This window comes from Ruegeria sp. SAZA006 (genome assembly GCF_059613465.1).
The window spans coordinates 25,916-37,948 of record NZ_JBXWSO010000013.1 but is presented as its reverse complement, the minus strand read 5'-3'; the positions used below and the strand labels follow the sequence as shown (position 1 = coordinate 37,948).

Genomic DNA, 12,033 nt, shown 5'->3' with positions numbered 1-12,033 from the left:
CTAGCCATAGGCAAATGGGTCGGTAGCGACTTACCTCTTGCTTGGCTCAACTAGCGAAAGCTGGGCGACGAACGCCAGACTTCAGAACGGTTGTTTCGGGCTGCACGGTCGTGGATAATGACTCCATATTTTCGGGAGTTACTTTTATGGCATATGGATTTCAAACGGACGCATTTCGGAGCTTCGATGGATTTCTCAGGGACTACCCAGAACCTGAAGGCCTGCCCCAGGATCGGCAAGTCCTAAGTCAAGCGGTAGAGCTCTACCTTATGGCAGCTACAGCACTATTTGAACTTCTTCGATTGATTTCGCTCAGTCGTTTGGAGCAATCAAAATCCGGCAGTAGGTATCTCGTTTTTTTGAATATTTATGACCATCGGGTCCAAGCATTACTCCAAGAACTAGCGGATTTTCTATTCGAAAAACTGGAACAAGGTGACTTGGAAGCCGTGCATGACTTTATTGAGGGCGTCAGGCGGGGGGCGATTGCAGAAGAAATGGTATTGCTTCAGCAAGCCACAGACGAATCCAGTGGAACAGGTCAGGACGCTGAGGCCGATACCGAAGGCACCACAACAGCAGTCAACTCGCTTAAGGAACAGATTGAACGGCGTGTGAAGCGAAAATGGATCAAGGACATTCTTCACGGAATCAACGAGGTTATTGCCATCGCACGGGGTGCAATGTGAATCAAAAGACCGCTGCAGAAGGTGAACTGAAGCACCTTTGGATTTTCAGTCTCTTTCTCGCTCTAACCCTAATTTCTGGCCATCAGGTTCTTGCTGGGTCAATCTATGTTCGGGACGCTGATACGATTGTGGTTGACGGTACCCCTGTGCGCCTAAACGGAGTTGACGATCCGGAACTTGGTTCCAGATCGGGGCAAGACGCAAAGCGCTGGATGGTCAACTTCCTGCGCGGGAAGTCCGTTAGATGTGACCTAAACGGGGAACGAACATATGACCGTTGGGTTGGTGTGTGTTTTGCTAATGGACAAGACATAGGTGCTGCAGTAATCGCCGCAGGTCACGCCCTGGATTGCGCGCGTTACTCGGGCGGCAGGTACGGACACTTGGAGACTCCAGCAGCCAAGTCACGACTAATACGCGCAGGGTACTGCCGATAGCCTAAAAACAGATACCGCTATCTTTGGTGGGGGTAGGCAAAAGTTCGGGCTACCGTTGGTTGGCAACCGAACGGGTCGGCTTATGCGTTTTCCCCCAATTCAACATTTGCAACACCAACATTTACCAACCTTACTGTTCCTCAATAAGCGGCAAACCGCACACGCGGCGAACACAAAAGGGTGGTTTGCGGGGTGGATAAGGTCGACAGTAAAATTGGAAATATCAAAGATATCAAAGGATTAGACCTAAGATATGGTGCCCAGGAGAGGACTCGAACCTCCACGTCCATACGGACACTAGCACCTGAAGCTAGCGCGTCTACCAATTCCGCCACCTGGGCAGGTGTCGTGGAGGGGCATTTAAGCCTACTCGCCGAGGGCGTCAACAGGATTCGAACGGAGTTTCGAAAGTTTTTTTTCAGCCATCTTCCCGCGGCGCGATCCCGCAGGTTCCGGCAGTGTTTTTTGCCTGATGCGCGGCGTTATTGCGCCTTGTTTGCCGGGCTTTGGAGCGGTAGATCGGAACAAGACCTACACAGCAGGAGCCCAACCATGTCCAAACTGGTCACGATTTACGGTGGATCGGGATTCGTCGGCCGCTATATCGCGCGACGCATGGCCAACGAAGGGTGGCGTGTACGGGTGGCGGTCCGCCGTCCGAACGAGGCGATCTTCGTCAAGACCTATGGCGTCGTCGGCCAGGTCGAGCCAATTCTGTGCAATATCCGCGACGATGCCTCGGTGGCCAGTGCGATGCATGGTGCCGATGCGGTCGTCAACTGCGTGGGCGTTCTGAACGAACTGGGCAAGAATGGATTTGGCGCCGTGCAAGCCGAAGGCGCGGGCCGCATCGCCCGTCTGGCGGCCGAGCAAGGCATTTCCCGTATGGTCCATATTTCGGCCATCGGTGCTGACGCGAATTCCGACAGCGAATACGCACGCACCAAGGCTGCGGGCGAAGCTGCTGTACTGACCCATATGCCCGATGCCGTGATCCTGAGGCCCTCGGTGATCTTCGGGACCGAGGATCAGTTCTTCAACCGTTTCGCCGGCATGACCCGTATCTCGCCCTTCCTTCCGATCTTTGGCGCCGACACCCGGTTCCAGCCGGTGTTTGTGGATGACGTGGCGCAGGCCGCGGTCAAGGGTGTGTTGGGCCAGGCCGCAACGGGCGTCTACGAATTGGGTGGACCCGAGGCCAAGACCTTCCGCGAACTGATGCAGCAGATGCTCGAGGTGATCTACCGCCGCCGCATCATCATCGGTCTGCCGTTCTGGGTTGGGCGGATCATGGCCGGGGTTCTGGACATGCTGAAATTCGTCAGCTTTCAGCTGTTTCCGAACAACATCCTGACCCGCGACCAGTTGAAGAACCTGCGCCGAGACAATGTGGTGTCCGAAGGAGCGAAAGGTTTCGCCGATCTGGGAATTGAACCTGCCTCGCTGGAATCGGTTCTGCCGGAATACCTGTGGAAATTCCGCCCGTCGGGTCAGTACGACGACATCCAGAACTCGGCCCGGAACCTGCGCATCTGATCAGCTGTAAGCGACAATCAGCAGGATCGTACCCAGGATCACGCGATAGATCACATATGGCGTGAAGCTGATGCTACGCAGCAGACGCATCATCAGGCTCAGTGCCAACAGGGCCGAAACAAAGGCGAACACGGCCGCAATGGCGCTGTCCTTGGCCAGCTGAGCGTTGGCCTGCCCGATCACGTCCAGCGACAGCAACGCACCCGAGGCGATGATTGTGGGGATCGACATCAACATCGCAATGCGCGCGCCGTCCTCGCGGGTATATCCCAAGTGCCGCGCGCCAGTTATGCAGATCCCCGACCGCGAGGTGCCGGGAATCAGCGCCAGGACCTGCCACAGACCCAAAATAGCCGCGTCGCGCAGCCCCCAATCGGCGGCCTCTTTGGTCTGGGGGCCTTTCTGGTCCATCCAATACAGCAGCAATCCGAAGCCCAGCATCGTCCACCCGATCACTGCCACGGACCGCATCGCGCTGCTGAGGCCGGTCAGGTGCAGGATCGCGCCGACGATGACGGTCGGGATGGTGGCCACGATCAACGCCAGGGCCAGTCGGGACTGTGGGGTGTCGATGCGCCCGCGCAACGCACTTGGCAGGCCCGCAAGGGCCAGTTTCACGTCGCTCCAGAAATAAAGAACCACCGCGCCCAATGTGCCCACATGCACCGCGACGTCGATGGCGAGGCCCTGGTCATCCATTCCGGTGAGGCTGGGCAGCAGGATCAGGTGGCCTGATGACGAAATCGGTAGAAACTCGGTGATCCCCTGGATGATCGCCACCAGAATCAGCTGAAAAAGACTCATCTGCCCGCCCGTGTCTGCGCCCGTGTTCTTTGCATTCAAGGCGTATAAGCGCGATCAGCAAAAGGAAAGTCAGGATTTAGGTCCGAAGCGGCCCTAAAAACGAACAGAAAGTCGCCGAAAGAGATCGATCTTTCCGATTTTTTCCAATTTAGGTCAGTACAATTGACTTTTCATCCGAATTGGCTTCGCATAAAGAAATCCGACCAAGCCAATTCATGGAGTCTGACCGTGGCCAAGCAACCGATGCTGAAATTTGTGCAGATCGATCGTGACATGCCTGAAAAGCGCGCCGCAACCGATCGCAGAGCGGACTTTCATGAAATCTATGCCGAATACGCTGCCGAAAAAGCCGCCGAGCAGGCCAGCCGTTGCAGCCAGTGTGGTGTGCCGTACTGTCAGTCGCACTGTCCGCTGCACAACAACATCCCGGACTGGCTGCGCCTGACCGCTACCGGACGGCTGGAAGAAGCCTATCAGACCAGCCAGGCCACCAATACCTTCCCCGAGATCTGCGGCCGTATCTGCCCGCAGGACCGCTTGTGCGAAGGCAACTGCGTGATCGAGCAATCGGGCCATGGCACTGTCACCATCGGTGCCGTCGAGAAATACATCACCGACACCGCGTGGGAGGAAGGCTGGGTCAAACCTGTCGCTCCAACCGCCGAGCGCCCCGAAAGCGTGGGCATCATCGGGGGCGGGCCTGGTGGCCTGGCGGCGGCGGACATGCTGCGCCGGGCCGGGATTCAGGTCACGGTCTATGACCGCTATGACCGCGCGGGCGGGCTTCTGATGTACGGCATTCCGGGCTTCAAGCTGGAAAAGGACGTGGTTCAACGCCGCAACGACCTGTTGGCCGAGGGCGGCGTCGCTTTTGAACTGAACTGCAACGTCGACGCGGCCAAGTTCGCCGAAATCCACGCAAAACATGACGCCGTGATCATTGCGACGGGAGTCTACAAGTCGCGGGATCTGTCCATGCCTGGCAGCGGCCTGCCCGGCATCGAAAAGGCAATCGATTTCCTGACTGCTTCGAACCGCAAAAGCTTTGGTGACGAGGTTCCCGAGTTCGACGATGGCCGTCTGAACGCCAAGGGCAAGAAAGTGGTCGTGATCGGTGGCGGCGATACTGCGATGGATTGCGTACGAACCTCGATTCGTCAGGGTGCGACTTCGGTCAAATGTCTGTATCGCCGCGACCGGGCGAACATGCCAGGTTCACAGCGCGAAACCCAGAACGCCGAAGAAGAGGGCGTGATCTTTGAATGGCTCAGCGCGCCCAAGGGGTTCGTGGGCGATGAGCGGGTCACCGGCGTGATGGTGCAGAAGATGCGCCTGGGCCAGCCCGATGCCACCGGCCGCCAGGCCCCCGAAGTGATTGAAGGCGCGGATTACGTCGAAGAGGCCGATCTGGTCATCAAAGCGCTGGGCTTCGAGCCCGAGGACCTGCCCACCCTGTTCGGCCAGCCCGACCTGCCCGTGACCCGCTGGGGCACCATCAAGGCCGCGTTCGAAACCGGCGAGACCGAGATGGACGGCGTCTATGCCATCGGTGACATCGTGCGCGGTGCTTCGCTGGTGGTCTGGGCGATTCGCGACGGGCGTGACTGCGCGCAGGCCATCATCGACCGGTTCAACAGCAAGGCCGCGCTTGCGGCCGAGTGACCCCGCAGCCCAGCGACAGGAGGGACAGGATGCCCGAATTGCAAGGCCAATGCATGTGCGGCGCGGTCACCGTGACCGCGACCCCCGCCCGCGACGCGCTGGGCGCCTGCCATTGCGACATGTGCCGCCGCTGGACCAGCAGCGCGCCGGTCACCTTTCCGGCCCAGCCGGGCTATGCGGCGCTGGGGCCGGTCAAGACCTTCACCTCGTCCGACTGGGCCGAACGTGCCTTCTGCGAAGAATGCGGCTCGGCACTGTGGTACCGGATCACCCTGCCGGGCGAGATGCACGGCCAGACACAGATCGCGGCAGGCCTGTTCGACAACGCGGCCGGCAACACGCTGAAACTTGAACTTTACATCGACAAGAAGCCCGAGGGTTACGCGTTCGCAGGTGAACGGCGCCAGATGACCGAAGCCGAGGTCATGGCCATGTACGCCCCGTCGGAAGAAGGAGACAACCAATGACGAAATATGATGCCGATTGGGTCCGGGCCGAGGAAGCCAAGCGCAAGTGGATGGCCGAAAATGGCCTGTATTCCGAGCAGGAAGAGCATTCCTCGTGCGGGGTCGGCCTGGTGGTTTCGGTTGACGGCAAGAAAAGCCGCAAGGTGGTCGAGGCCGGGATCAATGCGCTCAAGGCGATCTGGCACCGCGGTGCGGTGGATGCCGACGGCAAGACCGGCGACGGCGCGGGCATCCATGTGCAGATCCCGGCCCCGTTCTTCTATGACCAGATCCGCCGCACCGGGCACGAACCCAAGATGGACCAGCTGATCGCCGTGGGGCAGGTGTTCCTGCCGCGCACCGATTTCGGCGCGCAGGAGCGCTGCCGGACCATCGTGGAAACCGAAGTTCTGCGGATGGGTTACTATATCTATGGCTGGCGCCATGTGCCGGTGGATGTCACCTGCCTGGGCGAAAAGGCCAACGCGACCCGGCCCGAGATCGAGCAGATCCTGATCTCGAATTCCAAGGGCGTCGACGAGGACACGTTCGAGCGCGAGCTGTACGTCATCCGCCGCCGGATCGAGAAAGCCGCCGCCGCCGCAGGGATTTCGGGGCTGTACCTGGCCTCGCTCAGCTGCCGGTCGATCATCTACAAGGGCATGATGCTGGCCGAGCAGGTCGCCGTGTTCTACCCCGACCTGATGGACGACCGTTTTGAGTCGGCCTTTGCGATCTATCACCAGCGCTATTCCACCAACACCTTCCCGCAATGGTGGCTGGCGCAGCCGTTCCGCATGCTGGCCCATAATGGCGAGATCAACACGCTGAAGGGCAACATCAACTGGATGAAAAGCCACGAGATCCGCATGGCCTCGGCGACCTTTGGCGACTATGCCGAAGACATCAAACCGATCATCGCGGGCGGATCGTCGGATTCGGCGGCGCTGGATTCGGTGTTCGAGGTTCTGGTGCGCGCGGGCCGCTCGGCCCCGATGGCCAAGACGATGCTGGTGCCGGAAAGCTGGTCGAAACAGGCGGTGGAACTGCCGCAAGCCTGGCGCGACATGTATTCCTACTGCAACTCGGTGATGGAGCCGTGGGACGGCCCTGCCGCGCTGGCCATGACGGATGGGCGCTGGGTCTGCGCCGGGCTGGACCGCAACGGCCTGCGTCCGATGCGCTATGTGGTCACCGGCGACGGACTGGTGATCGCCGGGTCCGAGGCGGGCATGGTTCCGATCGACGAGGCCAGCGTTGTCGAGAAAGGCGCGCTGGGCCCCGGCCAGATGCTGGCCGTCGACATGAAGAAGGGCAAGCTGTATCGCGACAAGCAGATCAAGGACAAGCTGGCCGCGACGCTGCCGTTCGGGGACTGGGTCAGCAAGATCAACGATCTGGACGAAAAGCTGGCCAAGGTGACTGAAAAGCCGCTGTTCTCGGGTGAAGAGCTGCGCAAGCGCCAGATCGCGGCGGGCTACACGGTCGAAGAGCTGGAGCAGATCCTTGCACCGATGGCCGAGGATGGCAAAGAGGCGATCGCTTCGATGGGCGACGACACGCCTTCGGCGGTTCTGTCCAAACAGTACCGGCCGCTCAGCCATTTCTTCCGCCAGAACTTCAGCCAGGTGACCAACCCGCCCATCGACAGCCTGCGCGAATACCGCGTGATGTCGCTGAAGACGCGGTTCGGCAACCTCAAGAACGTGCTTGACGAGGACAGCAGCCAGACCGAGATCGTTGTGCTGGAAAGCCCCTTTGTCGGCAACGCCCAGTGGGAAGAACTGGTGGCGAATTTCGATGCGCCGCTGGCCGAGATCGACTGTACCTTCGAACCCGGCACCGGCGCGCTGAGCGCCGCGCTGGCGCGCATCCGCTCGGAGGCGGAGGAGGCCGTGCGTTCTGGCGCGGGTCACCTGGTGTTGACCGACCAGTATTCCGGCCCCGGCAAAGTGGCGATGCCGATGATCCTGGCCACCAGCGCGGTGCATTCGCACCTGATCCGTCAGGGTCTGCGGACCTTCTGCTCGCTCAACGTGCGTTCGGCGGAATGCATCGACCCGCATTATTTCGCGGTGCTGATCGGCTGTGGCGCGACCGTGGTCAACGCCTATCTGGCCGAGGATTCGCTGGCCGACCGGATCGAACGCAGCTTGCTCGAAGGCAGCCTGACCGAAAACGTCGCGCGCTACCGCGAGGCGATCGACCAGGGCCTGCTGAAGATCATGGCCAAGATGGGCATTTCGGTGATCTCGTCCTATCGCGGCGGCCTGAATTTCGAGGCCGTGGGCCTGAGCCGCGCCATGGTGGCCGAATATTTCCCCGGCATGACCAGCCGGATCTCGGGCATCGGCGTCACCGGCATTCAGTCCAAAGCCGAAGGAATCCATGCCAAAGGCTGGGAGAGTGGCCTGGACGTTCTGCCCATCGGTGGCTTCTACAAGGCCCGCAAATCGGGTGAGACCCATGCGTGGGAAGCGACCTCGATGCACATGATGCAGATGGCCTGCAACCGCGCCTCTTACGAGCTGTGGAAGCAGTATTCGGCCAAGATGCAGGCCAACCCGCCGATTCATCTGCGCGACCTGATGGATTTCAAACCGCTGGGCAAGCCGATCCCGATCGAGGAGGTCGAGTCGATCACCTCGATCCGCAAACGGTTCGTCACGCCGGGCATGTCGCTGGGCGCGCTCAGCCCCGAGGCGCACAAGACGCTGAACGTAGCGATGAACCGGATCGGCGCCAAATCCGACTCGGGTGAAGGTGGGGAAGATCCCGCTCACTTCGTGCCCGAGCCGAATGGCGACAACCCCTCGGCCAAGATCAAGCAGGTGGCCTCGGGCCGGTTCGGTGTGACCGCCGAATACCTCAACCAGTGCGAAGAGCTGGAAATCAAGGTGGCCCAGGGCGCCAAGCCCGGCGAGGGCGGCCAGCTGCCCGGCATGAAGGTCACCGATCTGATCGCGCGCCTGCGTCACTCGACCAAGGGCGTGACGCTGATCTCGCCGCCGCCGCACCACGACATCTACTCGATCGAGGATCTGGCGCAGCTGATCTATGACCTGAAACAGATCAACCCGCGCGCCAAGGTGACGGTGAAACTGGTGGCGTCCTCGGGCGTCGGCACGATCGCCGCCGGGGTGGCCAAGGCCAAGGCCGACATCATCCTGATCTCGGGCCACAATGGCGGCACCGGGGCATCCCCCGCGACCAGCATCAAATATGCCGGCCTGCCGTGGGAGATGGGCCTGACCGAGGCGCACCAGGTTCTGGCGATGAACAACCTGCGCGAGCGGGTGACCCTGCGCACCGATGGCGGTTTACGCACCGGGCGCGATATCGTCATGGCGGCGATGATGGGGGCCGAGGAATACGGCATCGGCACCGCCGCCCTGATCGCGATGGGCTGCATCATGGTGCGCCAGTGCCAATCGAACACCTGCCCGGTGGGCGTGTGTACGCAGGACGAGAGCCTGCGCGCCAAGTTCACCGGCAATGCCGACAAGGTGGTGAACCTGATCACTTTCTATGCGCAGGAAGTGCGCGAGATTCTGGCCAGCATCGGCGCGCGGTCGCTGGACGAGATCATCGGCCGGGCCGATCTGCTGGCGCAGGTCAGCCGCGGGTCGGCGCATCTGGACGATCTGGACCTGAATCCGCTGCTGATCACCGTCGATGGCGCACAGAACATTGTCTATGACCGTGACAAGCCGCGCAACGCGGTGCCCGATACGCTGGACTCTGAAATCGTGCGCGACGCGGCGCGGTTCCTGAAAGATGGCGAGAAGATGCAGTTGTCTTATGCCGTGCAGAACACGCACCGGACGGTGGGCACCCGCGTGTCCAGCCACATCGTGCAGAACTTTGGCATGCGCAACACGTTCCAGCCGGACCACCTGCATGTGAAACTGCAGGGCTCGGCCGGTCAGTCGCTGGGCGCCTTCGCCGCGCCGGGGCTCAAACTGGAAGTGTCGGGTGACGCCAACGACTATGTGGGCAAGGGCCTGTCGGGCGGCACCATCGTCGTACGCCCGCCGCAGGTCAGCCCGCTGCAGGCCGACCGGAATACAATCATCGGCAACACGGTCCTGTACGGCGCGACCGACGGGTACCTGTTCGCGGCCGGCCGTGCGGGTGAGCGGTTCGCCGTGCGCAACTCGGGTGCCACCGTGGTGGTCGAAGGCTGCGGCTCGAACGGGTGTGAGTACATGACCGGCGGCGTTGCGGTGATCCTGGGTGACATCGGCGCGAACTTTGGCGCGGGGATGACGGGCGGCATGGCCTATCTGTACGACCCCGAAGGCAAGGCGCAGCTGCTGATGAACATGGAAACCCTGGTGACCTGCCCCGTAACGGTCGAGCATTGGGAGACCCAGCTGAAATCGCTGATAGAACGTCACGCAGCGGAAACCGGCAGCCGCAAGGCCGCCGACATCCTGCAGCACTGGGATGTCGAGCTGTCGAACTTCCTGCAGGTCTGTCCGAAGGAAATGCTGAACAAGCTCAGCCACCCGCTGAGCCACGAGGCAGCGGCGGTTCCGGCCGAGTAAGACTGCCTGTGAAACCTGCCCCGCGTGTTTGAAAAGACACGCGGGGTTTTCGTTTTGTGTCCCCCCGTTTCCGGATTTCTTGAAAAAACATTGCGTGTCGCTAGGCCTGTACACGGAAAGTTTGGAAATTTCGCCAATGCTTCCGCTTGCCACCAATTACGCCTGGGAGTCGTCGCATGCCCACGACCTATCTTGACCAGTTCTTTGCCATGGATCCGGCCAGCCCGCCGGCAACGGGGACCCTTCTGACGGTTGAGAAGTACAATCTGGTCGACCAGAACGACGATGGCGATATTGACAGTTTCGACAATGACTCGGTCAACGGCATCGATGTCACCCGATCCTGGCCGGGCGATACGGTGACGATCAACGTGTCCGGTGTGGGCAACGTCACCTACACGGGAATCACATTCTATCTGGCTGATGGCAGTCGGGTATTCACCCCGACGGACGGTCAGGTGCTGCAAGAGGGAACGCTTGTCTCGACGACTTTCGTCAATACCGAGGGTCCCCTGGTGGTTCCGGATGAGCTTGGGCCGCCGTGTTTTACCGCCGGAACGATGATAAAGACACCCGATGGATTGCGCCGCGTCGAGGATCTGCAGGCCGGTGACCTGGTCACGACCGTCGACAATGGCGCGCGGGCTTTGATCTGGGTCGGGAGAACCACCGTTGCGGCCGAGGGCAACGCCGCACCCATCCGCTTTGCCGCAGGGGTTCTGGGGCTGGACCGCGACACTCTGTTCTCGCCGCAACACCGGATGCTGATCGACGATTGGCGCGCGGCTTATTTCTACGGCCACCCCGAGGTTTTGATTGCCGCACATTCCCTGGTCAACGGCACGACGGTGACCAGGGTCGAAGGCGGCGAGGTCGAGTATTTCCACCTGTTGTTCGACCAGCACGAGATCGTCATCGCCAACGGCGCCAAAAGCGAAAGCTACTATCCCGGCCACGCCGTTACGCGATCTGACCGGCAAACCCAGGCCGAGCTGTTGCGTCTGTTCCCGCAATTGGGAGTGGTGGAAGATGGTGGTCCGAAAACCGCCCGTCCGGTGGTGCGCCCGCGCGAAGGACGGCTGATCGCGTCATAATTCCGTTCCAAATACCGGTGCTGCGGCGTATAGCAGGAACATGGCGAAGAAAGCAGCGCGCAAATCCCGCGGTAAGTCCAAAAAGGCAACCCGGTCTCGGAAAACGGAAACGCTCATCGTTCGGATTCGGCGGTGGGTACTGCTTGTCATCGGTGCCCTGGCCGCGGCGTTCGTGGCGCTTGTATTGCTTTACACCGTGGTCAACCCGCCGATCACCCATACGATCTGGTCCGAGTGGCGCCGCCTGGGCAAGGTGGACCGGGAATGGGTCGCGATCGAGGATATGTCTCCGCACATGGCCCGGTCGGTCGTTGCGGCCGAGGATGCGAATTTCTGCCTGCATTGGGGTTTTGACGTGAACGCGATCCGCGAAGCGCTTGAAGATGGTGGCAACCGCGGGGCGTCGACCATTTCTCAGCAGGTGGTCAAGAATGTCTTTCTGTGGCAGGGGCGCAGTTGGGTGCGCAAGGCGCTTGAGACCTCCATGACCCCGGTCGTCGAAATCTTCTGGAGCAAGAAGCGCATACTCGAGGTGTATCTGAACGTGGCTGAGACCGGTGAGGGCCTGTTCGGGATCGAGGCGGCCGCCCGGAAGAATTTTGGTGTCAGTTCCGCCCAACTCAGCCCGGTGCAGGCGGCGCGTCTGGCGGCAATCCTTCCGTCACCGCGCAACCGTTCGGTCACGGACCCGTCGGTTTACACCCGCAGACGAGCCGCCGCGATCCGCGATGGAGCGGCCACCATCCGCGCAGATGGTCGCGCAGATTGCTTCGAGGATTGAAACTTCTGCCCGTCAGCGGCTATTGCTGAGCGGT

General features: G+C 60.9%; 9 protein-coding genes and 1 tRNA gene. 8 read left to right on the top strand and 2 right to left on the bottom strand.

Annotated elements, in window-relative coordinates; all coding sequences use genetic code 11:
- Positions 1 to 146: 146 nt before the first annotated feature.
- Together AC2FNZ_RS11960 and AC2FNZ_RS11955 are read left to right on the top strand one after the other, a co-directional pair.
- A complete protein-coding gene (locus AC2FNZ_RS11960; protein WP_093963839.1) occupies positions 147 to 689 on the top strand; it encodes a hypothetical protein in 543 nt (180 codons plus the stop codon).
- Positions 626 to 1,126, top strand: a complete 501-nt coding sequence (locus tag AC2FNZ_RS11955) for a thermonuclease family protein (RefSeq protein ID WP_093963838.1) — start codon at positions 626 to 628, stop codon at positions 1,124 to 1,126. Before AC2FNZ_RS11960 ends, AC2FNZ_RS11955 begins: the two co-directional genes overlap by 64 nt.
- 254 nt (positions 1,127 to 1,380) lie before the next feature.
- Here AC2FNZ_RS11955 and AC2FNZ_RS11950 read toward each other — a convergent pair.
- Positions 1,381 to 1,467, bottom strand: a tRNA-Leu gene (locus AC2FNZ_RS11950).
- Positions 1,468 to 1,678: 211 nt separating this feature from the next.
- Here AC2FNZ_RS11950 and AC2FNZ_RS11945 point away from each other — a divergent pair.
- Entirely contained in the window at positions 1,679 to 2,662 is a 984-nt protein-coding gene (locus AC2FNZ_RS11945) for a complex I NDUFA9 subunit family protein (RefSeq protein ID WP_496840786.1), read from the top strand.
- Here AC2FNZ_RS11945 and AC2FNZ_RS11940 read toward each other — a convergent pair whose 3' ends face one another.
- Entirely contained in the window at positions 2,663 to 3,466 is an 804-nt protein-coding gene (locus tag AC2FNZ_RS11940) for an undecaprenyl-diphosphate phosphatase (RefSeq protein WP_496840785.1), read from the bottom strand. It lies immediately after the preceding gene.
- A gap of 228 nt (positions 3,467 to 3,694) precedes the next feature.
- On the opposite strand from AC2FNZ_RS11940, the gene AC2FNZ_RS11935 reads away from it, so the two are divergent.
- The 5 genes from AC2FNZ_RS11935 to mtgA all read left to right on the top strand — a co-directional run bounded on the left by AC2FNZ_RS11935 (position 3,695) and on the right by mtgA (position 11,999).
- On the top strand, positions 3,695 to 5,128 hold the full coding sequence (locus tag AC2FNZ_RS11935; protein WP_496840784.1) for an NAD(P)-dependent oxidoreductase: 1,434 nt from the start codon (positions 3,695 to 3,697) through the stop codon (positions 5,126 to 5,128).
- 29 nt (positions 5,129 to 5,157) lie between these two features.
- Positions 5,158 to 5,595, top strand: a complete 438-nt coding sequence (locus tag AC2FNZ_RS11930; RefSeq protein ID WP_496840783.1) for a GFA family protein — start codon at positions 5,158 to 5,160, stop codon at positions 5,593 to 5,595.
- A complete protein-coding gene (gene gltB, locus AC2FNZ_RS11925) occupies positions 5,592 to 10,124 on the top strand; it encodes a glutamate synthase large subunit (protein WP_496840782.1) in 4,533 nt (1,510 codons plus the stop codon). Before AC2FNZ_RS11930 ends, gltB begins: the two co-directional genes overlap by 4 nt.
- Positions 10,125 to 10,300: 176 nt before the next feature.
- Positions 10,301 to 11,218 (top strand): Hint domain-containing protein, encoded by a 918-nt coding sequence (locus AC2FNZ_RS11920; protein WP_496840781.1) that lies wholly within the window; start codon positions 10,301 to 10,303, stop codon positions 11,216 to 11,218.
- A 40-nt stretch (positions 11,219 to 11,258) separates the two neighbouring features.
- A complete protein-coding gene (mtgA, locus tag AC2FNZ_RS11915; protein WP_496840780.1) occupies positions 11,259 to 11,999 on the top strand; it encodes a monofunctional biosynthetic peptidoglycan transglycosylase in 741 nt (246 codons plus the stop codon).
- The last annotated feature ends 34 nt before the right edge of the window (positions 12,000 to 12,033 follow it).